We start from the raw sequence: 25,337 nt of genomic DNA on the forward strand, positions 1-25,337 counted from the left end.
AAGAATCAACGCCAAAAGCTCGGACAGCAATGCTCCCGACCACGCCACCAACAAAAAACAACGAGCTCACAGGCTTGGTGAATAATGCGGGTCGATCGCAAAAGACGCTGATGATCGTGTTGCCACTCGCGCTCGGCCTGATCTTCTTGATTCTCTACATGCAATTCAAATCGGTCATCACGTCTTCACTGGTGTTCAGCGGAATCATGGTTGCCTGGTCGGGCGGATTCATCATGCTGTGGCTCTACGGCACCGATTGGTTCCTCAACTTCGATTTTCTCGGAACCAATATGCGTGAGCTGTTCCAAGTTCGCACAATCAATCTCAGCGTTGCCGTCTGGGTCGGCTTCTTAGCGCTTTTCGGGATCGCCACCGATGACGGCGTGGTGATCGCGTCTTACCTGGACGAGAGTTTCCGCAAGGACAATATCACCGATGCGAAACATGCTCGTGAAGCAACCGTGACGGCGGGCATGCGACGGTGCCGTCCATGCTTGATGACGACCGCAACCACTATTCTTGCGCTGATCCCGGTGCTCACCTCCACCGGTCGCGGCAGTGACATCATGGTCCCGATGGCAATCCCCAGCTTTGGCGGCATGGTGATCGCGATAATGACCATGTTCGTGGTTCCCGTCCTGTACTGCGCCGCCATGGAATGGAAACTCAAACTTGGAATCAAGGACGAGAAGTTTGCAGAGAATGCATGAACCGTTACTCCCAATCTCATTACTTGACATTCACCCTGATCTGACCAAATGAATATCGTCGCCAAAACGAAACGATTCGCTGATTCCGTCGCCTTCAATTTGCGGGTCCATGGCTTCGCCGACCGTAAGTACCTCCGTGAGGTCATGCTTCCTGCGATGGCAGAGGCGAAGCCATCCAACGTGATGCTGGCGGGGACACGTCGCTACAACACAGGCTATCCGAAACTGTTTGATCAGCAGGCCACTGCGGTATGGACTCTCGATTTCGATCCGCGGGCAGCCCGATTCGGAAACGGGTACCTTCACCGAACTTGCGACATCCGGGAGATAGATCGTGTCTTCAGCGGCATACGGTTTGATGTTGTCCACATCAACGGGCTGCTGGGTTTCGGAATCGACACAGACGACGATATCAAATGCATGATCGAAGCGGTGCATCGCTCTCTGGTTCACGGCGGATACATGATGCTGGGGTGGGATGCGGATGCGAGTCCCGACCCATCGGAGAACGAAACGATCCTTGCCCGCTTTGAACACAGAGAATTCGGTCATCTGCCGGCACGCCACCGCGTCGTGGGAATGGAAGGCTACGATCATGTCTTCGATTGGTTCTGCCGGTTGAGTGAATAGGACTCCGGCCTACTGCTTGCAAATGCTTTTGCCTTTTTCTTGACCGCACGGTGAAGAGATTGGCCGTTTGATGCATCCAATCACTGGTGGTCGTCGAACCCATTGAAGTCAAACGGGACTGCGCGCCTTGATGAGCATAACACAAGGAGTCGCAACGTGACGGCGCCGAGAAGAATCGCAATGCGGACCAAAATAGCTGTTACGGGAGACGCTCGCGACGGTCTGATAGTTACCGGAATCGGGCGTATGGGACGAGAAGTTCGATGTTCAGTCGACTCGATATTTGGAGACGCAATCGAATGATCCCTGATCTTGTCAGACGCACAGGCGTGGTCGCGATTGTCGGTGATATCCTCAAGGTGCGTGCCACCGGCGTTGGATTCGGTGACTTGGCCGTCGTTGAGAATTGGGATCGGCGTCGTTCACTGGGACAGGTTATCGAGCTGGAACGCGGCGTGGTCTCATTGCAGGTGTTTTCCGGAGGCAAGGGACTTTCCACGCAAGCGAAGGTCCGGTTTCTGGGGCACCCAACGCAGGTTTCTTACTCACCAAACATCTTGGGGCGCGTCTTTCGTGGATCGGGGATTCCTTTGGATGGCGGACCTGATTTGTCCAACGAACCCTCCATTCCAATCGGTGGGCCATCGGTCAATCCCAAGATGCGAATCGTGCCCAAGAACATGATTCACACCAAAGTCCCGATGATTGACGTGTTCAATTGCTTGGTCGAAAGTCAGAAGATTCCCATCTTTTCGGTCGCAGGTGAACCGTACAACCAGTTGCTTGCTCGTATCGGGATTCAAGCTGATGCGGACATTATCATCTTTGGCGGGCTGGGGTTGATCTTTGACGACTACCACTTCTTCCGATCGACATTTGAAGACGAAGGGATTCTTGGTCGCACGGTGATGTTCGTCAATCAAGCGTCGGACCCGATCGTGGAGCGTCTTCTGGTGCCCGACATGGCATTGAAGGTCGCGGAGCGGTTCGCCGTCGAGGAAGGCAAACGAGTGCTTGTGCTATTGACCGATATGACGGCCTATGCAGATGCCCTGAAAGAGATCGGCATTGCGATGGAGCGAGTTCCATCGAATCGCGGCTACATGGGTGATCTCTACACGCAGCTTGCCCAACGCTACGAACGAGCTTGCGATTACAAAGGCGCTGGTTCCGTTACCATCCTGACCGTGACGACGATGCCAGGTGATGATGTGACGCATCCGGTTCCTGACAACACGGGTTACATCACTGAAGGGCAGCTGTATTTGCACAATGGCGTTATTGACCCATTCGGTTCACTCTCGCGGCTCAAGCAGCAAGTCATCGGCAAGGTCACTCGGGAAGACCATTCGCAAATCATGAACACGATGATTCGATTTTATGCGGGGGCCAAGGAAGCGGAAAAAAAGCAAGCGATGGCTTTCGATCTTTCGACGTTCGACCAGAAGCTGTTGAAGTTTGGCGATCTGTTTGCAAAACGTTTCATGGACATTCGGATTGCAATGCCTTTGAACGACGCACTCGATCTGAGTTGGCAGACACTGGCCGAGTGTTTCGAGGCAGAAGAATTGCTGATGAAACAGGCTTTGGTTGAGAAATACTTCAAGCAAGCGGAGAGTTGAGCAATGGCATTGGCACTCAACAAAACGTCACTGAAGCAACGCCGCGATCAACTTGCGATGTTTGAGCGATTCCTGCCATCGCTGGACTTGAAACGGCAACAGTTAATCGCCGATTTGCAACGATCAAAACGCATCCAGTCTGAAACAGAGAACGAGATTGAAACGCTACTAGATTCCCAGCGAGGATTGTTTTCGCTTCTGGGCGCGAGCGAGCAGGACTTGAGCGATCTAGTAACCATCGAGGAGCGGACAGTCACCGAAGAAAACGTACTTGGAGTGCGGTTGCCTCTCCTCGGCGAAGTTCGTTTTCGAGTCAAGGAATACTCGATGCTGGCCAAGCCGTTCTGGGTCGATTTCCTGGTGGAGCTTTTGCAGAAACTGGCCTTGTTGAAGCTACGCTTACAAAATGAGCGGACGCGAGTGGGCCGCCTGAATGATGCGGTGCGCCGGATCACGCAGCGAGTCAATCTCTTTGACAAGGTGCTGATTCCGCAAGCGGAAAAAGACATCCACCGTATCAAAATTCATTTGGCTGACACGGAACGGGCCGCCGTGGTGCGTTCCAAGATCGCCAAGGCGAAACAAAATCGCGGTGAACTGACGACGAGGACGGTGTAATGGCAATCGTTCCCGTCGCCAAAGTGACTCTCTATGGTACGGCCGACCAGAAACACGTCGTGCTTGATGGCCTACAGGAACTGGGCTGCCTGCATCTTCTCGACTTGAACGACAGTCGTGACCACCAATCGCAAAACAGCCAGTGCTCACCCGATGCCGCACAAGCACTGAAGTATCTGAAAGCTTGCCCGATTCACCGCCGCGCCGTCAAGGACAACTCCGAGTTTCAATTGGATGACGTAGTTGGCCAAGCGTTGTCGATCCAGCAGCAACGACAGCAACTACAAGCTGAATTGGACGAATTGAAGCAAGCGATTGCAACGCTCATGCCTTGGGGCGATTTCCAGCTTCCATCGAATGACGAACTTGGTGGCTTACGTTTCTGGTTCTACGCTGTCCCCCACTACAAATTGAGTTTGCTGGAGTCGTTGCCGGACGATTGGCAAGTCGTCGCCAGAGAACACCGCTTCGCTTACGTTGTCGTGATCAGTGATACGGAACCGACGGACATGCCGGTGCCGCGAACGCACTTGGACGAACGTCCACTGAGCGAATTGCAGGATCGTCTTGAGGCGGTCGAATCCGAGTTGGAGGAGTTGCATTGGCAGCGAGTTCGATTGACTCGCTGGATCGACCAACTATCTCGTAGGCTTGGACTTGCTGAAGACCGAGTGGCACGCGAGCGAGCAGCAGGTCACACCTTCGATGATCCGCGCATGTTCGCTGTTCGAGGTTGGGCACCTCAATCGCAGCGCGAACAGATCGCTTCCTTCGCGAGAAGCCACGATTTAGGGCTGACTATTGAAATTCCGACCGCGGAGGATTCACCGCCGACTTTGCTGTCCAATCGCGGGCTGGCCGCAGGTGGAGAAAACGCTGTCACGTTCTATACGACACCCGCCTATCGAGCGTATGACCCGTCAGGCATCGTGTTTTTTTCGTTCAGCGTTTTCTTTGCAATGATAATGGCTGACGCGGGTTACGCCATGTTGCTGGCGTTTTTCCTGTTGCTGTTCTGGCGACGGATTGGAAGGTCCGAAAACACGCGGCGAATGCGAACATTGTTCGTCGCCATTGCTGTCGCGTCCGTTGCCTATGGCATCGCGGTTGGCAGCTACTTTGGATTCCCACCGCCAGCTGGTTCAGTGCTAGCCAGAGTACACTTCATCGACGCAACCAATGCGACGCTGATGATGCAGATTTCCATTGCGATCGGCGTGGTGCATCTTGCGATGGCGAATCTAGCTTTGGCTTGGAGTCGTCGTTGGTCGCCCATGATGCTGGCGTCTTTCGGTTGGATCGCGGCGTTATTTGGTGGCTTGGCACTGGGGTTGGGCAAAAGCGGTACGCAGCCAGAGCAACCGCTGATTCAATTCGGGAGCTGGATGCTCGGAATCGGGATTGCCTCCGTTCTGCTCTTCAGTAGCGAACGACCACTGACGACTTTCAGTTTCAAAGAACACGGCAAGCGATTGATCGACGGCGTCGTTTCGCTCACTGGCGTCTCTCGTGCATTCGGCGACGTGTTGAGTTACTTGCGACTGTTCGCACTCGGTCTGGCCAGTGCTCAACTGGCTGGGACGTTCAACGACCTGACTTACAAAGCCAGTTGCTGCGTGGGGATTGGCAGTCTGCTAGCGGTAGTGGCCGTGGTTTTCGGACATGGCTTGAACTTCGTCTTGGCAATCATGAGCGGTGTCGTGCATGGATTGCGTCTGAATTGCATCGAGTTCTTTAGCTGGAGTCTTCCAGACGAAGGATACGCATTTGAACCATTCAACAAGAAGGCAACCTAGAAATGGATAGTTACATACTTCTATTGGGCTGGGCAGGAGTTTTCCTGCCGACCGCACTTGGAGCCATCGGCAGTATCATCGGCTGTGGACGCGCGGGGCAAGCAGCATCGGGGGCATTGTTGGACGTTGACAGTGGCTACGGACGATTGGTTGGCGTCTCCGCGCTTCCATCCTCACAAACCATCTACGGAATCGTGGTGACCATGCAGTTCAATCAGGCCGTTGCGTTAGACTCCGCACCGGGATTGTTTTCCATCGGCCTGTTGGTCGGTCTAGCGTTGCTGTTTAGCGCTATCGTGCAAGGTACTTGCTGTGCATCGGCAATCAATACAACCAAGTCTAAGCCCGAAGTCTTTGGACTGGCGATTGCACCAGCAGCCATCGTGGAGGGTTTCGCAGTCTTCGCTTTCATCTTCGCGATGATCGTCGGTGGTAACATTCCCGGTGGCACGGCAGGCTAAGGAACTTGGTGACATGACAAACTCAAAGGAATCATCCGGCATTGAAGAATTGATTGGCCGGCTGCGTGAGCAAGGTGTCGAAGAAGGCAAGGCTCAGGCAGAGACGCTGATGGAGCAAACACGACGGAAAGCCGAGCAGCGTCTTGACGATGCGAGACAGGAGGCCGATGCGTTACTGCGAAACGCGCGCGAAGAGGCCGAGCAAACCAAGCGGGCCGGTGAAGAAGCGGTGCAATTGGCGGTGCGTGATGCGATGCTGAGGCTCAAATCCAATTTGGTGGAACAGTTCGCCGACCGAGTTCGACGGCTGGTAAGGCGTGAATTGGATGACGGCGATTTCCTGAAACAGTTGATTCTTGAGGTCGGTGGCCGGTCAGCTCCTTCGCCCAGTCAATCCGCCAAGCTTCTACTTCCCGAGAACGCCATCGGCTTGGAGCAACTGCGCAGCCACCCTGAGGAAGTGAAAGAAGGAAATTTGAGCCACTTCGTTGCTTCAATCACGAAAGAGATGCTGCGAGATGGACTGGAGATTGGAACACGAGACGACGCCTCGGCGGGCATCCGTATCCAACTGCTCGAAGAAGATATCGAGATTGAATTGACTGATGAAGCCATTGCGGAGCTGTTGCTGAGGCACCTGGTCCCCCGATTTCGCGCCATCATGGAGGGGATCATCCAGTGACCGCGACTACGAATTACTACTCACTCGTCGCCAGCCTTCCGCATATGCCTCGCTCGTTTGAAATTGAACGAGTGCCAATCTCGCGAATTCAACTTCAACAGCGGCTCAAGTTGCTCGGCGACCGTGACAAAAGTACAGTTGAGCAAGTGCAGGGTTTTCTGCTGTGGGATCGGCAACGGCCTGAACGCACGGATGACGAAGTTCAGATGGAATACGATCGCTTGATGAAGTCGATTTCTAACTCACTCGTTCGCGACATCATCAATCATCGGATGGACGTTCGTACGATAACCTGCGCGTTACGGAGACGGCGTCTAGGACTTGAGTCGGCAGCCGCCGTCGGCCAACACACGGACCACATTCGCAAGAACTGGCAACATCCCGATTTCCGATTGGTTCGAGAGCATCCTTGGATTCCACATGTCCGCGAATCGTTGGATGCAGGCGAACCCTTAGAAGTTGAACGGCAGCTTTTAGGTGCCACTTGGAATCGTTGGGTGCAACTTGCTGACCAGTTCTACTTCTCGTTTGAGACGATCCTGCTGTACCTCGCTCGTTGGGAGATCGTCGATCGCTGGACGAGACTCGATGAAACGGCGGGGCGGCAGAAGTTTGATGAACTCTCGACGCAAACGTTGAACCTTGAGGAAAACGTCGCATGAACACGCAGGTAGCAACCGCTGCGCAGGTCACGGCCGTCAATGGAAATATCGTTTCGATCGAAGTCCCCGAAGGACAGATCGTCAAGAATGAAGTTGCGTATATCTGTCTGGATGACAAGCGGTTGAAGTCCGAAGTGCTGCGAATTTATGGAACGGAAGCGGATTTGCAGGTGTTCGAGGACACCGAAGGTGTAAAGGTTGGTGATGGTGTTGAGTTGACGCATCAGATGCTATCTGCGTCGCTTGGTCCCGGCCTGCTTGGAGCCGTGTTTGACGGCTTACAAAATCCGTTGGGAACACTCGCCAATCGCGACGGGTTCTTTCTCAAGCGTGGGCATTATGCCGACTCGCTCGACCGCACGCAAAAATGGTCGTTTGTGCCGATACGACGCACGGGTGAGCGACTTCGTGCGGGCGACGTCTTGGGCACGGTTCAGGAACGCGGCGTCGAGCACAAGATCATGGTTCCCTTTGATTTTAGTGGCCAAGCTGAGCTGACTTGGATTCAGGGAGGTAGCTTTACGATTGACGAGCCGATCGCCCGCATTCGTATTGGGCAGGATGAGCGTCCGTTGACGATGCGACAGGAATGGCCTGTTCGAGTTCCATTGCCAGCGGACCTCCTCCATCAACACTTGGCCGAACGAAAGTACCCGTCTGAACCGTTGGTCACAACCATTCGGACCATTGACACCTTCTTTCCAATCGCTCGCGGTGGTACCGCGTGTATTCCAGGGCCGTTTGGCGCTGGCAAGACTGTTCTGCAAACATTGATCGCACGTAACTCAGCCGTGGATGTTGTGATCGTGGTCGCGTGCGGTGAACGAGCGGGTGAAGTCGTCGATACCATCAACGAGTTCTCACAGGCACAAGACCCACGGACGGGCGGCTCGCTGATGGATCGTACCGTCATCATCTGCAATACATCGTCGATGCCAGTCGCAGCCCGAGAGGCGTCGATCTACATGGGCATCACGCTAGGCGAATACTACCGACAGATGGGACTCGATGTCTTGCTATTAGCCGATTCAACATCGCGCTGGGCTCAAGCGATGCGGGAAACATCGGGACGACTGGAGGAAATTCCTGGGGAAGAAGCCTTCCCGGCGTACCTTGATTCGGCCGTTAAAGGTGTCTACGAACGAGCGGGAGTACTCGCGACTTGCGACGGTTCCTCGGGCAGTCTAACGATGATCGGAACCGTCTCGCCTGCTGGCGGGAATTTCGAGGAACCTGTAACGCAATCGACTTTGGGCACGGTGAAAACCTTCCTCGGTCTGTCCTACGATCGCGCCTACAAGCGATTCTATCCAGCCATCGACCCACTGCTTTCCTGGTCGCGATATCGAGAACAACTGCAAGAACACTTCGATCGCCTATTGGCTCCCGGCTGGACCGCAACCGTCGAATCGTTGCTCGATTTACTTCGGCAAGCTGACGCCATCTATCAGATGATGCAAGTGACGGGCGAGGAAGGAATTTCGCTGGCCGACTTCGTGATCTATCAAAAAGCACAGTTTCTCGACACGGTCTACTTGCAACAGGATGCCTTCGACCCGGTGGATGTCGCGACACCTTTGGAGCGGCAGCAGTCGATGCTGCGGCTGATCCGAGACATCACCGAGCGCGAATTTCTGTTCGACGACAAGGAAGAGGCCCGCGATTTCTTTGTTCGGATCACCAATGCTTTTCGCAATCTGAACTACGCCGAAACGGATTCATCCGACTACCAACAGTTCCTGGCGAGCATCCGGTTGATGCTTTCAGATCGCGAAAGCGAAGCATGATTGGCTCGCTGACTCAAAATCTGTGCGAGTGCGTAAACCTACTACCGCTCGAACCCAAGAGAACTATTGGTTGCTCGACGATCTAGAAGAAAGCTGCTTGCCGTTGAGGCCAGCCTGCTCAATGGCGAGGAGGATTTCTTCTTCAGGCACAGGACAGCAGATTTCAGTGCCAACCAAGGCTTCTCCTGCTTCATAGTCAACGTGGACGGCCAGTACTCCTGGAGCCGTTTTGATCGCCTCGGCGAGGATGGTCGAGCATCCTTCGCACGTCATGCCTTCGATTTTGAATACGGCTTGATTCATATTCTCAGACACGACTGCATCGTCCGCCGTCCCCAAAAACACACCGACGTAGCTGGGAAAGAACAGGAAAGCAATGGCCAGCATGGTAACGCCCCATAGCATGACCTTGTTCATAGACATCATATTGAAGAGACGTTTGCCGGTCGGGGCACAGCAGTCTTCCGCCACTGTACTTTCCGTGGGACAGCAGTCCTTTCCTGTTTCGGCAGTCCCTTTCTTCGGACGGTAGGTGAAGTAGAAAGCTGCTCCGAGAAATCCAAACGTGACAACCATGAACAACGGGCGATACGCTTCCAATGTGGCGGCAATCCCGGCCCCAGATACGCCAATTGCCAGCAGAAGCAGCGGCAGCCAGCAACAGGCCGAGGCCATGATTGCCGACACGATGGTTCCGATCTTGGCGACCCTCTCCCCCGTCGATGACGCCGTTGTTGACGCCGTTGTTGACGCAGTCGTCGTCTTTGGGGCATTCAGCCCAAGTTCCTCCTGAGCGATTCGGATACCTTTCGTCACGCTCCCCAGACAGCACGAACCGCTCGGATTGGAGGTCTCACAGTGACAGCCGGGGTCCTTCATCTTCGCCCGGATGTCATCCAGAGCGTCCGAGTGCCCCTTCATGCGAAGCTCTTCTTTAAGACTGCCAACCGAATGGCCGAAACAGTAGCACAGTGGGCGTTCGCCGCTGGATTCCTTCACGCCGACCGAAACTTTCAGTTGTGACTTCGTGAATTGGGTGTCTCCTTCTTCGATGAAGTACACCACGTCGCAATCCTGCGATGAGCAAAACCGCCAGCCGGTGTCCTCCTTGATGGATGCGCAACCTTTGCCTTCCGTAGCACAACAGGATCGGCTGCCTGCAGTGAACTGTTCGGCCAAGTCGTCATCGAGTAACGCGCCGATGGTTGATGTACTCACTCGTTTGGCTTTGCATCCACAGGACGGACACTGAATCCTCTTCGTTATCTCTCTCTGCTTTCTCAACACATCGTTGCTCCGTGTTGGTTTTCAATCGCGTTTGCTGCATGCGTGGTCTTCCTGTATTATCAGGGTTGCACCTAGGTGCAAGGTCAAGCGGGGTTTGCGATTTTTTCTGTTTCCCCGCCAAAGCCGGCGTTTCGCCGGTTCGGAACCGGCCCGCGGAGAATAGAAATGAGCAAGCGACTGACAATCAGCGAGCTAGCGAAGGCAGCCGATGTCCCGACAACGACTCTCCGTTACTACGAACGCATTGGGTTGGTCGAACCGGAGCACCGCAGCGCGGGCAACTACCGGCTCTACGACGATCAAACGCTCAGAAAAATAAAGTTCATTCGAGCCGCGCAAGCCATTGGCTTCACACTCGAAGACGTCAAGTCACTGCTTGCCGATGACGAAGGGAACGCACCAGCATGCGGTAACATTCGGGTACTGATCGAAGCTAGATTGACCGATGTTGAGGACCGACTCAAAGATTTGCGGCATGTTCGCAAGGTGCTGAGGTCGGCACTGACTCAATGTCAGCACCAAAAGCAAACGGAATGTTGCCATGTCGTTACGGAACTAGGAGCGAAGTAACCAAAGTTGGCCAGGCAATTCTTCCAAGCTAGAAATCCAATGTGAGCAATAGCCTTCGTCAGTTATCATAACGCGGCTACGAACGTTGCTAATTCATCGGTATCCCTTACTCCGATCGCGGTGACAAGCCGAGAGCCGATTCGCCAGGTGGCGGCGAGCTGACCGTCGAGCTGCGTGACCCGGCAGACTTTTCCTCGGCACTTGATGTTGATGCTCGGCTCGCCCTCGAACCAATCATCCATCTTGGACTTGTGCTCGAAAATGGCGACCTGCGTTTGATCAGCACGCTGCCAAACCGCCTGGACACACTTGCAACACGGCATGTCCAACACCACCAGCCTGTCGCACGAGTATCCACTGGGCGGAGGACCAACATTGCGAGGTCGGTATCCAACAAGCTGGACCGCTTCATCCACCGAAACGGTCTGGCCCGAGTATTTGGAGACGAGATGTTCCTGAGCCGCCAGTGGGCTTGAATCTAACAGTTGAGCGTAATTCACCAACGGATCATGCGGATGGCTGGCCGGTTGCAACGTCCAGAACAGACCAACGCCAATCAGCAACGCAGCCGCGACCGCAACCAAGCTCCATGATCGTTTCTGATCAAATCTGGATTTCGATTTCAGATCGACGGTGTCGTAGTTGTTGACCGATTCAGGCAACCGTGGCTCTTTCAATTGGGCGGCGATCCGATCCCAAAGGTCATGTGGCGGACGAGCAGAAGACAGGCTTCGAGCCGCGTCGGAAAGCATGCGGATGTCGGCCAATTGGTCCGAACATGGCGGACAGTCTTCTAAGTGCGATTCGACTTCAGTCCGCTGGTCGAGTCGTAACTCATGATCGAAATAGTGCGAGAGCAACTGCTCGACTTGTTGGCAATCCATTTGATTGCTCCACCGGAGAATCGAATTCGACCGATCAAGTGTCGGCCCATGGTTTTTGATGCCATCGGTCCGCCACTTCTTCACGGGAAACGGCAAACAAGGAAACAATCGCAATGAGAACAAGACTGAGAAAAATCTGTGAAGAACCGAGCGACTCGCTGCATCCAACTACCAGTAAGGCGAGCAAAGGTGGCCAAGTCTGCCCGAGCCGTCTGTTTCCCCAATCCCTGACGACTAGAGGTGGAAGTCATGTTATTGAAATCGGTAGCTGCTGGTGTTTTGTCGCTTGGTCTCTTTGGTGCAGCCGCACTTGGTTTGCCGGCAGCGGATGTCTCGCCGACTGCCGCCCCGGCTGCGTTGTCACAGGTCCAAGAGGTCGATGGGTCGGCTGACCTAGTCGGCAATACTTGCTGTGCGAAACGGGCCTACTGCTGCACCGTCAAACGAAGTTGCTGCGGCAGTTCCGCAGTCGTTGAAAGCGACAACTGAACGGGACTGGAAGACCTGTTTGGATCGCCAGCGCAGTCGTCAGACCGCTGGCGATCGTTGTATTCCAGTTCTATCTGTTCGGATGAGCATCCAATGAGCACGGGCACAATCAACGCGACTCGACGAGGATCGCGAAAACGACGAGGCTCGAAAAAGCACGGCGGGATCCAACCTCCTAACGAAGAGTCGCCACACGAGACGGCCGACGATTCAGGGCTGCCCCGTGAAGTCGATCTTCTCAAACCCGACGTATCGGCAGAGCAGCCCTGCTATTGCTGTATCGTCGCTGCGATTCGCCACAGTTGGTCGTCCAGTGGCTACCCGGCATTGAAGCGGATCGAGTGTCGCTTCGAGAGCGGCATCCTATTTATCCGCGGCACAGTTAACAGCTTTTACCACAAGCAAATGGCTCAGGAATTGGTCCGTCGCGTTGATGGAGTCAAGCAGATCGTCAACGAACTAGAAGTATCGTCCCTTTGCAGCACGAGCAAGAATGAGCATGACAACGAGGAAGATTGAGCCCGACGGATCACTGGCGACATCGGCGACCGTTGCCTATTTCTCGATGGAAATCGCGATTGATCCGGCAATGCCGACGTACAGCGGCGGACTGGGCGTGTTGGCGGGTGACACGTTGCGAGCCGCTGCGGACTTGAGCGTCCCGATGGTCGCCGTCACGCTACTGCATCGCCACGGGTATTTGTCTCAATCCATCGACAACGACGGTTGGCAGCACGAATCACCTGTGGAGTGGGTGCCAGCAGACTTTAGCACCGAACAGTCCGAGCGTGTTCAGGTTGTGATCGAGGGTCGCACCGTCCACGTGCGTGCATGGCAATATGACGTGCATGACGGCGGTGGGCACGTCATTCCAGTTCTGTTACTTGATACCGACTTAGATGAAAACTCGGCTGAAGATCGAACACTGACGCACCGTCTTTACGGAGGCGATGATCGTCATCGGCTGTGCCAGGAAGTTGTGCTCGGTATCGGTGGCATCCGCATGCTGCGTGCGTTGGCTTACCGAAGGGTTGTGCAGTACCACATGAATGAGGGTCACGCCGCGCTGCTTGGTCTTGAACTGTTGGACGAGCGAGCGAAGAGTTTTGAAAGGGACATTTTTACGAGCGACGATGTGCAAGCCGTGCGTCGCCAATGCGTCTTCACCACTCATACACCGGTGCCCGCCGGTCACGACCGGTTCGACCTGAATCTCGTGGGGCGAGTCCTCGGTCGAACCGACCTATTCGACATGCACGATGTGTTCTGTTGCAGTGGTGAGCTGAACATGACGTACCTCGCACTCAACCTCAGCCACTACGTCAACGGTGTTGCCAAGAAGCATGGCGAAGTTTCAAGGCAAATGCTGACGCCGAAGGATGCCGAACATCACTATCAGATCGACCACATCACCAATGGAGTTCACGCACGAACCTGGGCGGCTCGATCGTTTGCCAATCTGTTTGACCAGTGGCTACCGGGATGGCGTGAGGACAGTGCAAGCCTTCGCGGAGCAGTTGCCATTGCCGAGAACGAAGTATGGCAGGCCCATCAGGCGGCCAAGCTTGATTTGATTGACGAGATCAACTCACGCCAAGCCATCGGGTATGACCCAGAAACACTGACGATCGGGTTTGCCCGTCGTGCAACGGCGTACAAGCGAGCGAATTTGCTGTTGAGCGATCCCGGCAGGCTTCGCCGCATCGCGGAGGAACATGGACCTCTGCAATTGGTTTTTGCAGGCAAGGCGCATCCCCGCGACGAAGAGGGCAAACGACTGATACAGCAAATCGTACGCATGAAAGACACTCTCACCCCAGAAATCAAAATCGTCTATCTCGAAAACTATGACTGGGAACTGGCTCGCCTGCTGGTTGCTGGCGTTGATGTTTGGCTCAATACGCCGCAGCCTCCACTCGAAGCATCTGGTACGAGCGGAATGAAAGCGGCGATCAACGGCGTACCAAGCCTGAGCATCCTGGATGGTTGGTGGATCGAAGGCTGCGTCGATGGCGTCACGGGATGGTCATTTGGCGATGCCTCGCCAGCAAAGCCCGGCGATGCGAAACGATTTCACGAAGACGCTGCCGCCCTCTACGACAAGCTCGACGACGTCGTCGTCCCGACGTACTACCGCAAACGTGATATGTGGATGCGAATCATGTCGCACGCGATCGCTTTGAACGGCTCACATTTCAACACGCAGCGAATGGTCCAACAGTATGTGCTGAAGGCTTATTACAAGTCGTAAGAATCGCGAGCGACCATGAAGAAAATCATCCAAGGAGACTTATCATGCAACGCATCTTTCATCCAACCGATTTTTCTAACGGCGGCGAGTCGGCTTTTGTCCATGCGTTGAAGCTGGCAGTCAATGCCAACGCTTTGCTCGAAGTGCTGCATGTGGATCGGCATCCGGAACAGGTGACATGGGACGATTTCCCCCAAGTGCGCGAAACACTCTCGCAGTGGGGCTTGCTTCCCGATTGGGCGCTACCCGAGGACGTTGAACGCCTAGGAATAGGCGTTCACAAGGTGTTGCTGGCTGGAAATGATCCCGTCAGCGAAATTCTGAAGCATTTGAGTGTTCATCGCCCAGACTTGATTGTCATCGCAGCGCATCATCGTGAGGGAATTGACCGATGGCTGCACCAAGACATCTCAAAGAAGATCGCACGCTCTTCGCATACGAGTTGCCTGTTCGTCCCACACGGCGTCAACGGTTTCGTCGCTCGTAAAGACGGTAGTATCGAAATGCATAAAGTTGTCGTGCCGATCGCATCAGAACCTGACGCGGTAGCCGCTATTGCGCAGTCTTGGGCGCTAGCCAGCCTACTTGATTGCAAGTCCGTCACGGCGACCCTTGTTCATGTCGGCGATGACGAAAACGTACTCAGGAACTTCGCGATTCCCGACATCGACGGTTGGACGTGGGAGCTTGTCGTCGAAGATGGCGATCCTGCCACTCAGATTCTCAAAACCGCAGATGATCGTGGAGCCGACTTGATTGCGTTAACGACGCAAGGTCACCACGGCTTTCTCGATGCCCTTCGCGGCAGCACCTCGGACCAAATCGTGCAGAAAGCATCTTGCCCGATCCTTGCGGTCCCTGCGGAATGGCATGAGAAATAGCGACCAAATCTCCATCCATAGTGAACGCAATGTTCAAGAGCATTATTCGTAATATGTTCCAGCTTCGCCGAATGATTGCACTTCGTGCAGCATCCAACTTGTATTCCATCAATCAATCTCAAACTTCAGGAAAAACCAATGTCTGAACAAGAAGCTCCATCCAAAGCGGAAACCGAGCGGGCGACAGAATTTGAATGCCATGCCCCCGAGGCTGAAAAGGTCTTTTTGGCTGGTTCCTTCAATGAGTGGAATCCCGAGGCGACACTGATGGAGAAGTCCAACAATGGGAAATGGACGGCCAAGCTCAAACTGGAGCCTGGACGCTACGAATTCAAGTTTGTCGTCGATGGTCAGTGGTGCTGCGAAGCCAACTGCCATGCGAGCGGTGAATGCCCACAATGTGTGCCCAATGACTTTGGAACCATGAATCGCGTTTGCGAAGTCGCCTGATTAAGTCTCACCACATTTACGATCGAGGATACGATGAACTCCCAACGAAACCGACTCGTCCATGTCGCGATCGCGGTTCTCATTAGTTTGCCACTGACCTCCATGGCGATGGCCCAGGAACCGAATGCCGCAACCGATGACGTGGATGTGCGGTACTTTCAAAAGAAGCTGGAGCTGGCGAAACATGATCGGGATACGGCGCTGAAAGCCAACCGCCGAATTCCCGGCATGAACTCAAAGCTGTCGCTGTTGAGGCTACAGAACCAGGTCGCCTACGCGACGAAGTTGGTCGAACATGCGGGAAAGCACGCCGACCATGATTTGCACAAGAGTCATTTGCAGTCACTCAAGAACGACGTCATTTTCGCCGAGGAACAGCTTGCTTGGGCGAGAAAGGCGAGCGGCTATGTTCGCGAGGACCAGTTGAAGCGACTGGAACTCAACGCCCAACTCGCGAGATTGGCGTTGGAGCGAGCGGAACAGCCAGAAATCACAGCCGATCCGATGCATCACTTGCAATGGCAGATCGACCGCTTGCGTTCTGAATTGCTGAGCTTGCAGATCGAATTTGAACGCACGCGGTCGGGGCACTAGAAACTAGGCAATTCAATGATACAGAAGACAATCCAGTCGCATTGCCGTCACTGTGGTACGGATGTGACGTCAATACCACGCGAACGCCCGGTGCAGGGACCAAGTTGGGAGCACGACGATGGCACGCCACGACCGCTAGGCGTTACATGGCTGGAGCAGGAACAAGCGTACAACTTCGCCATCCATGCAGGGAGTGCTCGCAGCGTCACGCTTTTGATGTATCTCAAAGACGAACTGCGTGTTCCATGGCACTCCGTCGTGCTTGATCCGCTGAAGAACAAGTCAGGTCCGATCTGGCATTGCCGTGTCCCAATGTCCGAAGCAGGCGATGCGGAATACTATGCTTACCAAGTCGATGGACCGGTCGAGGGTGCTGCTCTGCCCTGGCACGCTTTCGACCCAGAAAAGATTTTGCTCGATCCGTACTCGCGTAGCATTTTCTTCCCGGAATGCTTCAACCGCGAAGCAGCCCGCTCGCCCGGTTCTAATGCAGGTCGCGCTCCGCTGGGGCGGCTGGATGTTTGCCGTTGTCCGTTCGACTGGGGGAACGAGCCAAGGATTCGACATGGTTCGGATTTAGTGATCTACGAAATGCACGTGCGTGGATTCACACGCGATCCCTCTTCCAATGTTGATGCCAGCAATCGTGGCACGTTCGCTGGCGTCGTGGAAAAAATCCCGTACCTCAAGGAGCTTGGCGTCACCGCGGTTGAACTGATGCCGGTCTTTCAGTTTGATCCGGAAGACAACAACTATTGGGGCTACATGCCTCTGAACTTCTTCTCGCCCCATCACGCCTACTCGTCTCATCACTCGTCTTGCGAGCAACACAGCCAGTTTCGCGAGATGGTTCGTGAGCTGCACGCAGCTGGAATCGAAGTCATCTTGGACGTCGTCTATAACCACACATGCGAAGGAGACCATCGCGGGCCAACCTATAGTTACCGTGGAATAGACAATGACATCTACTACGTTGCCTCAAGTGATCCCGCTTCGCCGTACGCGAATTTCAGCGGCACCGGCAATACTCTCGACACATCGCATCCAACGGTCCGGTCCTTAATCGTCGACAGCTTGCGATATTGGGCAAAGGAGATGCACGTTGACGGGTTCCGTTTTGATCTCGCATCCGTTTTTTCAAGGGACTCCGAAGGCAACGTCAATCTCGAGCAGCCACCTTTGTTCGATCAAATTGCGAGCGATCCCGATTTGGCGAACGTCCGCCTGATCGCCGAACCCTGGGATGCCGCCGGACTGTACCAACTGGGCAGCTCGTTCCCCGGTCAGACTTGGATGCAGTGGAACGGTCGCTATCGTGACACGTTGCAGCGTTTCGTTCGAGGCGATGCGGGGATGGTGCCGGACCTGATGACAAGGTTGTACGGAAGCAGTGACCTATTTCCAGATCACCCTTCGCAGTCATTCCGCCCTTTTCAAAGCATCAACTACATCGCGTCGCACGATGGCTTCACGCTTTATGACCTCGTTGCCTACAACGACAAGCACAATGAAGCCAATGGCCAAAACAACCAGGATGGCCCGAATGAATACAGTTCCAATCACGGCTGGGAAGGCGACGGTGATGCTCCCCAGTCGGTGCGAGACTTACGCAAACGCCAAGTCAAGAACTTTTGTTGCCTGTTGATGCTTTCGGCTGGGACGCCGATGTTCCGCATGGGCGACGAATTCATGCAAACCCAAGGTGGTAATAACAATCCCTACAACCAAGACAACGAAACAAGTTGGCTCGACTGGCATCGACTCGAATCCAACCAAGAAGTGTTTCGATTCTTCAAGCAGATGATCGCCTTCCGGAAAAAGCATCCATCCATAGGACGATCGACGTTTTGGCGAGACGATATCTGCTGGTTTGGTGCTGAAGAACCGACCGTCGACATGTCCGCTCAATCGCGAGCATTGGCTTATCACCTCAGAGATTCGCGGAACTGCGGTGGCGATCTGTACGTGATGATCAACGGCTCGAAGGAAGCACGTCTCTTTGTTGTTCATCCACGAGATTGCGATTGGCAACGGGTCATCGACACTTCGCTGCCCAGTCCACTCGATATCCAATGCGACGCATCAAACCCCGTCATCAACCAGCACGCCTACCGTGTCAATCCACGCAGCGTGGTTGTCTTGCAGCAATCCAGTCCATACAAAGGAGATACACAACGATGAAAACTTATGCACTCTGGCTGACATTGGTTGTCGTGGCGACTACCAACGCCGCCGCAAAAGAATGGTCCGACTCGACCGGGAATTACAGCATCACTGGTGACATGATTGCTTTTAGCGAATCGACCGTGGTGCTCAAAAGGAAAAATAGTGACCTGGTGGCCGTGCCACTGGAGAAACTGTCGAAGCGGGACCAGGAATACGTTGATAAGGAAGCCGAAAAGCTTGGTCAATCGACCGGAAGCACGCAAGTTTGGACGTTGAAGTCTGGCTTGAAGATGCCGGGCCGAATCGTTGGCTTTGACAAGCACCCAGTCGTGATCCAACGACGACTCGGGCGCGTTTACGTCAACAACCGCCGATTCAACAAGATGCCTGGTGTTTACCGAGCCATCATCCCCAAGATCGTGGAGCATTTCACAGGCGAAAAAATCGGGGGCGCAAAAGAGCTTGAGCAATGGGCCAAGAAACTCAAAGGCGAACCACGCACGTATGAATGCGCAGGCGTGATGATTGAACTTGAGGACGGCGATTTGTATTGCGCGCCGTTCTTCTTGTTTACAGACGAAGTGGTGAACGTACTCAAGCCAGGCTGGGAGCGTTGGCTGGCGGCCAAAGAGGACTATGAAGCGAAAGAGCAGGAATCATTCCTCGCGCACGCCCAGGCAGAAGCGTATCAACGCCAGCAAATGCGAGCGCAGCAAATACAGCAGTTGCAACTCAATCTGCAAGCCTACGACGCGGGCGTGTTTGATCTCTGGGAGGTCACGATGGAACCACCGCCCGGCGTTTACGGCATGCCACTGAGTGTCGTCGTTCCGGCTCGCAACAACATCCAAGCCGCCCAAATCGCAAAGCATCAAAATCCGAACTACGTCGTCGGCCCCATGAGAGTTGTGCCAAGGAGGAATTGAAAGTAACGTCGAGAGCTACGTAAATGCATAACGCCAGCTTCGATGCTTGCCTCTTTGCATTGGGCGTCTGCTCGGCTCAATGTTTGCGAGTGGCCGCCGACGACAGGCGACCGATTGGCTATTCTCTGCACGCTGCTGATCTAGCAGCCGACTTTCCTACGCGTTTTACGAGCGGATCGTCAAGTCGTGGGCGTGTTGGTTTGCGAATTGCTTGATTTGCGGCTGGCCATGCAAGAATGACAGGACAACGCGGCCAGCATTTGCCGATAAACTGGACTGGTCGCAAGGCTAGCTCTGGCCTACAATGTACTGAATGGACTCTATATTTGGAAAAACCAACTGACACGATGTTTCGGCTGCTTTTACTATCGTTTATCGCATTGCGAGTTGTCGTGTGCCCGGTGTTTTGCCTGGGTGCGTTTGATGATCGTTTTGTGAACGATGTGCCAGTTGAGCATCATTCTTGCGGCTGTTCTGGTGAACAGAACTCGCCTTGCGATGATGATGGCGTTCCACCAGCCGATCCGCCTTGCCCTTGCGAAACGGGATGCGAGTGTCAGGTCACGCCTGAGCTGAACCATCGGACGATGGCTGATTTTCAGCTCGCCTTGGATCTCGCTCCGCTGAAATGGGAGACGCTTGATCTCTCCGAGGTCTTGGTTTCTCGATTCGAGCATCAGCCTCATCCATTCGATCTTTTGACGGGTCGCTCGGTGCGCGTCGCGCACTCTTCTTGGCTGCTCTAAGCCGCGACTAGGTCTCTTCGTCTGCTGACCGGCGAACTCGGTTTGTAATTCCGGCTACGGATTTTCGCGCTTGGGTTCTCCCTTCTGGTTGGCTGCGATTTTAGTCGTTGTATGCGCTCGCGGTTGTTGCGTGCGCTGCTTGCACCGTCTTCAGCCAGCAAGGTTTTCCAATGAGTCATCCGATTCCCCATGCGCCGAGAAAAAGTCCTCGGCAAGAACCCGTGAAGCCGTCCGTCAACGGACACAAGGTTCCAGACGCCAAAACTGAAATTACTCAGGACGGGAAATCGAAACCTCGCGGTCCCGTTCGCCGCAGTATCTCGTTCGTGCTCGGTAGTATCGGACCGACGCTGGTTCTGGCCGGTTTCGCTGCCGTGTTTTGGTATGGGCATCACAACGATTGGCGGATTCCCAAATTCGCCGCGTTAACCGGCGAAGTCGAACCGGTTGTCGATGATTGGTGTGAAGAACACGCGGTGCCGGAGTCCATTTGCGTCGAGTGCGATCCGACGTTGATGGCAAAAGGACCAGACTACGGTTGGTGTTCGGATCATGGCGTTCACAACTGCGTGCTGGATCATCCCGATGTCGCGCAGCTCAAGCAGCCGCCATCGCGGGGCGAGCTTGCGGCGGACTTGCAGCGTGCGGCCCGTGCGTTGGCGATTGCCCCGCGCAAGGAAAACAACAGTGGTTGCAACCTCTACCAAACGCGGATTCAGTTCGCGTCGATTGAAGCTGTGATGCAGGCGGGCGTTGATGTCGAACTTGTTGAGCGGCATCCGATCGTGGAGTCGATCGTCGGCAATGGTGAGATTGTCTACGACCCGACGCGGCAAGCCAAACTGGCCTCTCGCGTGCCGGGCAGCGTTTGGAGAGTTTTCAAGAACGTGGGGGACAAGGTTTCCGAAGGCGAGGTGCTGGCGGTCGTCGATGCCGTCGGGGTCGGCGAATTAAAAACGTCGCTGCTTCGTTCGCTTGCCGAAGAAAATTTGCAACAACAGAACGTGTCGCGTTTGACGGCGGCACGAAGCGCGATTGCGGGGGCGAGAGTTCTGGATGCCGAGGCGGCATTGGCAAAGGCACGAGCGGATGTCTTGAGTGCGGAGCAATCGTTGCGAAATCTGGGGTTGCCGGTTGACGTCAAACGGCTTCGGGGAATGGACGAACAATGGGTGCTCGACGAACTGCGGTTTATCGGCATTCCTTCGTCAATCCGCTCGCAACTAGATGCACAAAGTGCCACTGCCAACTTGCTGCCGATCGCGTCGCCGATGGATGGAATCGTAATCGAGCGAACAGTGACGCCGGGTGAGGTGGTCGATCCGTCGCGGATGCTGTTTCAAATCGGTGACACTCGCCAGATGTGGCTGCAACTAAGCGTGCCGCTGGAAAACATGAACCAAATCGCAATCGGACAACGCATCCGATTCACGCCCGATGGCAGTCGTCAGGACGTCGAAGGCGTGCTGGACTGGATCGACACGTCGGCCGATCAAGACACTCGCATGTTGGAGGTGCGGGCGGTGCTGGCCAATGATGGCGGGCGGCTTCGCAACGAAACATTCGGCATGGGAGAGATCATCCTGCGTGAGGAAGCCGATGCGATTGTCATTCCGACCGGAGCGTCACATTGGGAAGGCTGTTGCCAAGTCGTCTTTGTTCGCGACAAGGATTATTTCTCCGGCCCCGACAGCTACAAGCTGTTCCACGTCCGCTCGGTTCGATTGGGTGCCCAAAACGGCGACGTCACGGAAGTCATCTCCGGTGTCCTGCCCGGCGAGGTCATCGCGACCGCTGGTAGCGACGTGCTAAAGGCGCAGTTACTGAAAAACAATCTTGGTGCAGGCTGCGACTGCGTCGCTGAATAAAGGAGAGCACGGATGCTTAATTGGCTGATTGATTTTTCGCTCAAGCACCGCGGGTTGGTGATTGTGGCGGCGTTGTTGTTTGCGGTTGTCGGCGGTTTCTCGCTGCAACAACTCGACATTGACGCATTTCCCGATACGACTCCGGTACAGATTCAAATCAACACGGTTGCGCCGTCACTGGCCTCCGAAGAGATTGAACGCCAAATCACCTTTCCCGTCGAGCAAGCCATTAGCGGTTTGCCGGGACTACACGAACTGCGCTCGATTTCCAAGTTCGGGTTGTCGCAAGTCGTGGTCATCTTTGATGATGGCATCGACATCTACTTCGCTCGGCAATTGATCAACGAAAGGCTTTCCACAGTCGAATTACCCGACGGAATTGGGCGGCCCCAAATGGGGCCTGTATCGACTGGGCTGGGTGAGGTCTTTCACTACGTCGTGGTCAACGAAGGCGTTGATCTTTCGCAGGTGTCGCGAGAGCAACGCGTTAAGCAACTGACCGAACTTCGCACGATTCATGACTGGGTCATCAAGCCACAACTCCGTTCGGTGCGTGGCGTGGCGGAAGTCAACAGTTGGGGCGGATACGAAAAGCAGTATCAGGTGCGGATCGACCCGGACCTACTGCTCAAATACGGACTGACGTTCGAGCAAGTTAGCGAGGCAATTCAGGAGAACAATGAAAACGTCGGCGGCGGTACGGTGACCGATGGCAGTGAGATGCTGTTGGTCCATGGCGTTGGCCGGACGGTGAACATCGCACAAATCGAAGAAGTCATCGTCACGGCCAAAGACGGTGTGCCGGTTCGCGTTCGGGACGTGGCCGAGGTGCAGATCGGTCATGAGATTCGTCGTGGTGCGGTCACGGCCAACGGTCGAGGTGAAGCCGTGCTCGGTCTCGGGTTCATGCTGATGGGCGAGAACAGCGACGAGGTTACTTGGGCACTGAAGGAAAAGCTCGAACAGATCAAGGAAACACTGCCTGCCGGTGTAACGATTCAAACGGTTTACGACCGGACCGAGTTGATCGACCATGTGATTCACACCGTGCAGAAAAACTTGTTCGAGGGTGGTTTGCTGGTCATCGCCATCCTGTTCATTTTCCTTGGCAATTTGCGAGCCGGGTTGATCGTGGCTTTGGCGATTCCGTTGTCGATGCTGTTCGCATTTTCGGGAATGTTGAAGTTTGGCATCGCCGCGAGTTTGCTCAGTCTCGGTGCGATCGACTTTGGATTGGTTGTCGATAGCAGTGTCGTGATGATCGAGAACTGCGTGCGGCATTTAGCACACAACCGGGACGGTAAGAGCCGCTTGGAGATTATTCGCGATGCAGCCATTGAAGTTCGCAAGCCGACGATGTTTGGCGAACTGATCATCATGATCGTCTATTTGCCGATCCTGACCCTGGAAGGCATCGAAGGAAAACTGTTTAGGCCGATGGCGTTGACCGTCATCATGGCACTCGCCGGTTCGATGATTCTTTCGCTGACGTTGATGCCCGTTTTGGCGAGCATCTTTTTGCCCAAAAACATCAAGGAAACGGAACCTTGGTTGATCCGCGTTCTGAAATGGCTGTACGCCCCGGTGCTGCGGTTCACCATGCATCACAAGGCGTTCGTGATTGGTTCGGCCGTGCTGTTGTTGGTCAGCGTTTTCACCCTTGTCGCACCTAACCTCGGCAGCGAGTTCGTGCCTCGACTTTCCGAAGGAGCCATTACGCTCAATGTTGTGCGTTTGGCGGGCACGCCGCTTGAAGAATCCATGCGTTACAACACGCGGATGGAGCAGGTGCTACTGGAAAAGTTCCCTGACGAAGTCAACCAAGTTTGGAGCCGCATCGGGACCGCCGAAGTCGCCACCGATCCGATGGGGACTGAACTTACCGACCTGTTCATCACGCTGCATCCCCGCGAGCAATGGACGCGGGCGGAAACGCAAGAGGAACTGACGACTCTGGTGCAACGGGAGCTTCGCGATTTGCCGGGGCCGCGTTTGGCGTTGTCGCAACCGATTGAGATGCGAATGAACGAGATGATCTCGGGCGTTCGCTCGGACGTCGCGGCAATCCTGTACGGCGATGATCTCGATCTGATGAACGAGAAAGCAATCGAGATTGAACGGGCATTGAATTCGATTGCCGGGGCTTCGGACGTGAAGATCGAGCAGATATCAGGTCAGCCGGTTTTGCAAATTCAAGTCAAACAGGATCAGATCGCTCGCTACGGTATCCCCGCCAGCACGGTGATGAACATCGTCCGCTCCTTGGGAAGCAATCATGTCGGCGAAGTCTACGAAGGGCAACTGCGATTTCCGTTGGTGATTCGATTGCCAGAAGAAGCAAGGTCTGACCCGGAAGCCATCGGTGAAATTTTGGTCGCGACGCCGTCGGGCCAACGCATTCCGCTTTCCCGACTGGCCTCGATTGAACGTGTGGAAGGTTTCAACACGATCAAACGCGACTGGTATCAACGTCGCATCACGATCGAGGCGAATGTGCGTGGCCGCGACCTTGGCAGTTTCGTCGCCGAGGCACAGCAAGTCGTCGATGCCAAGGTTCAATTGCCCGCCGGTCGCTATCGCATCGAGTGGGGCGGGCAGTTTGAAAACCTCGAGCGAGCACAGACGCGGTTGATGATTGTGGTGCCGATCGCGCTGCTGTTGATTTTGGCATTGCTCTACACGACGTACCGCAACTGGATCGACTCGTTTCGCGTGTTCACGGGCGTTCCCTTCGCGTGGATCGGCGGCGTGCTGGCGTTGTGGATTCGCGACATGCCGTTTTCGATTTCGGCGGCCGTTGGGTTCATCGCCCTGTCCGGCGTTGCGGTGCTCGATGACATGCTGCTGGTTTCAACCATTCGGCAACTGCGGCGGCGTGGCCGTTCGCTGGATGAAGCCGTCGAGGAAGCGGCGATGACAAGATTGCGTCCAATCCTGATGACCACGTTGGTGGCCAGCCTCGGCTTTGTGCCGATGGCCTTCAGCACGGGCATGGGAGCGGAAGTGCAACGGCCGCTGGCGACGGTCGTGATCGGTGGCGTGTGTAGCGCCATGATCATGAGCCTGCTTGTACTTCGTGTGCTTTACGTGGTCTTCAACATGCCCACCGAGAGCCAAGATGAAGATGGAGGAGACGATGACGGTCATCGTCTTGAACCGGAAGAACCGACCGACCCGGAGGCCGGACTGGAGTTTGATGCTTCGCATGAGCGAGAGTCACAACGATGGTCCGAACCGACGACGGTTACCACCTAGAA

At 54.8% G+C, this 25,337-nt stretch carries 22 protein-coding genes; 20 read left to right on the forward strand and 2 right to left on the reverse strand.

Translation table 11 applies throughout. The annotated features are described in order from the left end of the window. The 9 genes from CEE69_RS27770 to CEE69_RS27810 all read left to right on the forward strand — a co-directional run. On the forward strand, positions 1-710 hold a 710-nt coding region (locus tag CEE69_RS27770), incomplete at its 5' end, for an efflux RND transporter permease subunit (RefSeq protein WP_233215712.1). Between the two features lie 48 nt (positions 711-758). Then, the gene (locus tag CEE69_RS27775; protein WP_008672960.1) at positions 759-1,340 is read left to right on the forward strand and encodes a class I SAM-dependent methyltransferase; all 582 of its coding nucleotides are present in this window, start codon (positions 759-761) and stop codon (positions 1,338-1,340) included. Between the two features lie 299 nt (positions 1,341-1,639). Beyond that, positions 1,640-2,962, forward strand: coding sequence for a V-type ATP synthase subunit B (locus CEE69_RS27780; RefSeq protein WP_037254909.1), 1,323 nt, complete (start codon positions 1,640-1,642; stop codon positions 2,960-2,962). Positions 2,963-2,965: 3 nt separating this feature from the next. Beyond that, positions 2,966-3,580, forward strand: coding sequence for a V-type ATP synthase subunit D (locus CEE69_RS27785; RefSeq protein WP_008672956.1), 615 nt, complete (start codon positions 2,966-2,968; stop codon positions 3,578-3,580). Further along, positions 3,580-5,376 carry a V-type ATP synthase subunit I gene (locus tag CEE69_RS27790; RefSeq protein ID WP_008672955.1) on the forward strand — a complete coding sequence of 599 codons (1,797 nt, stop codon included), beginning with the start codon at positions 3,580-3,582 and terminating at the stop codon, positions 5,374-5,376. The genes CEE69_RS27785 and CEE69_RS27790 overlap by 1 nt, the downstream gene beginning before the upstream one ends. A gap of 2 nt (positions 5,377-5,378) precedes the next feature. Then, positions 5,379-5,837 (forward strand): ATP synthase subunit C, encoded by a 459-nt coding sequence (locus tag CEE69_RS27795; protein ID WP_037254894.1) that lies wholly within the window; start codon positions 5,379-5,381, stop codon positions 5,835-5,837. A gap of 13 nt (positions 5,838-5,850) precedes the next feature. Then, positions 5,851-6,519 carry a V-type ATP synthase subunit E-like protein gene (locus tag CEE69_RS27800; protein WP_008672952.1) on the forward strand — a complete coding sequence of 223 codons (669 nt, stop codon included), beginning with the start codon at positions 5,851-5,853 and terminating at the stop codon, positions 6,517-6,519. Continuing rightward, positions 6,516-7,181 (forward strand): DUF2764 family protein, encoded by a 666-nt coding sequence (locus tag CEE69_RS27805; RefSeq protein ID WP_233215714.1) that lies wholly within the window; start codon positions 6,516-6,518, stop codon positions 7,179-7,181. Before CEE69_RS27800 ends, CEE69_RS27805 begins: the two co-directional genes overlap by 4 nt. Further along, on the forward strand, positions 7,178-8,968 hold the full coding sequence (locus CEE69_RS27810) for a V-type ATP synthase subunit A (RefSeq protein ID WP_099263824.1): 1,791 nt from the start codon (positions 7,178-7,180) through the stop codon (positions 8,966-8,968). Before CEE69_RS27805 ends, CEE69_RS27810 begins: the two co-directional genes overlap by 4 nt. Positions 8,969-9,031: 63 nt before the next feature. Here the strand turns inward: CEE69_RS27810 and CEE69_RS27815 are convergent, their stop codons facing one another. Then, positions 9,032-10,147, reverse strand: a complete 1,116-nt coding sequence (locus tag CEE69_RS27815) for a mercuric transporter MerT family protein (RefSeq protein WP_233215715.1) — start codon at positions 10,145-10,147, stop codon at positions 9,032-9,034. Between the two features lie 273 nt (positions 10,148-10,420). Here CEE69_RS27815 and CEE69_RS27820 point away from each other — a divergent pair, with 273 nt between their 5' ends. Further along, positions 10,421-10,825 carry a heavy metal-responsive transcriptional regulator gene (locus tag CEE69_RS27820; protein ID WP_008672944.1) on the forward strand — a complete coding sequence of 135 codons (405 nt, stop codon included), beginning with the start codon at positions 10,421-10,423 and terminating at the stop codon, positions 10,823-10,825. A gap of 65 nt (positions 10,826-10,890) precedes the next feature. On the opposite strand, the gene CEE69_RS27825 is transcribed toward CEE69_RS27820, so the two are convergent. Continuing rightward, positions 10,891-11,709 carry an anti-sigma factor gene (locus CEE69_RS27825; protein ID WP_143549353.1) on the reverse strand — a complete coding sequence of 273 codons (819 nt, stop codon included), beginning with the start codon at positions 11,707-11,709 and terminating at the stop codon, positions 10,891-10,893. A gap of 249 nt (positions 11,710-11,958) precedes the next feature. On the opposite strand from CEE69_RS27825, the gene CEE69_RS27830 reads away from it, so the two are divergent. The 10 genes from CEE69_RS27830 to CEE69_RS27880 all read left to right on the forward strand — a co-directional run bounded on the left by CEE69_RS27830 (position 11,959) and on the right by CEE69_RS27880 (position 25,335). Then, a complete protein-coding gene (locus CEE69_RS27830) occupies positions 11,959-12,198 on the forward strand; it encodes a hypothetical protein (RefSeq protein ID WP_099263825.1) in 240 nt (79 codons plus the stop codon). Between the two features lie 93 nt (positions 12,199-12,291). After that, positions 12,292-12,717 carry a BON domain-containing protein gene (locus tag CEE69_RS27835; RefSeq protein WP_008672939.1) on the forward strand — a complete coding sequence of 142 codons (426 nt, stop codon included), beginning with the start codon at positions 12,292-12,294 and terminating at the stop codon, positions 12,715-12,717. After that, a complete protein-coding gene (gene glgP, locus CEE69_RS27840; protein ID WP_233215716.1) occupies positions 12,692-14,449 on the forward strand; it encodes an alpha-glucan family phosphorylase in 1,758 nt (585 codons plus the stop codon). The genes CEE69_RS27835 and glgP overlap by 26 nt, the downstream gene beginning before the upstream one ends. Before the next feature lie 44 nt (positions 14,450-14,493). Next, positions 14,494-15,330 carry a universal stress protein gene (locus CEE69_RS27845; RefSeq protein WP_081611103.1) on the forward strand — a complete coding sequence of 279 codons (837 nt, stop codon included), beginning with the start codon at positions 14,494-14,496 and terminating at the stop codon, positions 15,328-15,330. Positions 15,331-15,468: 138 nt separating this feature from the next. Then, positions 15,469-15,780, forward strand: coding sequence for a glycogen-binding domain-containing protein (locus CEE69_RS27850; RefSeq protein WP_008672931.1), 312 nt, complete (start codon positions 15,469-15,471; stop codon positions 15,778-15,780). A 33-nt stretch (positions 15,781-15,813) separates the two neighbouring features. Next, a complete protein-coding gene (locus CEE69_RS27855) occupies positions 15,814-16,374 on the forward strand; it encodes a hypothetical protein (protein ID WP_008672930.1) in 561 nt (186 codons plus the stop codon). Between the two features lie 63 nt (positions 16,375-16,437). After that, positions 16,438-18,555 carry a glycogen debranching protein gene (locus CEE69_RS27860; protein WP_390176028.1) on the forward strand — a complete coding sequence of 706 codons (2,118 nt, stop codon included), beginning with the start codon at positions 16,438-16,440 and terminating at the stop codon, positions 18,553-18,555. Next, on the forward strand, positions 18,552-19,466 hold the full coding sequence (locus tag CEE69_RS27865; protein ID WP_008672928.1) for an SHD1 domain-containing protein: 915 nt from the start codon (positions 18,552-18,554) through the stop codon (positions 19,464-19,466). The genes CEE69_RS27860 and CEE69_RS27865 overlap by 4 nt, the downstream gene beginning before the upstream one ends. Positions 19,467-20,382: 916 nt before the next feature. After that, positions 20,383-22,080, forward strand: a complete 1,698-nt coding sequence (locus tag CEE69_RS27875) for an efflux RND transporter periplasmic adaptor subunit (RefSeq protein ID WP_173402053.1) — start codon at positions 20,383-20,385, stop codon at positions 22,078-22,080. A gap of 12 nt (positions 22,081-22,092) precedes the next feature. Beyond that, a complete protein-coding gene (locus CEE69_RS27880) occupies positions 22,093-25,335 on the forward strand; it encodes an efflux RND transporter permease subunit (protein WP_099263826.1) in 3,243 nt (1,080 codons plus the stop codon). Positions 25,336-25,337: the final 2 nt, after the last annotated feature.

It is taken from the genome of Rhodopirellula bahusiensis (assembly GCF_002727185.1).
In the GTDB taxonomy this organism is placed as follows: Bacteria; Planctomycetota; Planctomycetia; order Pirellulales; family Pirellulaceae; genus Rhodopirellula; species Rhodopirellula bahusiensis.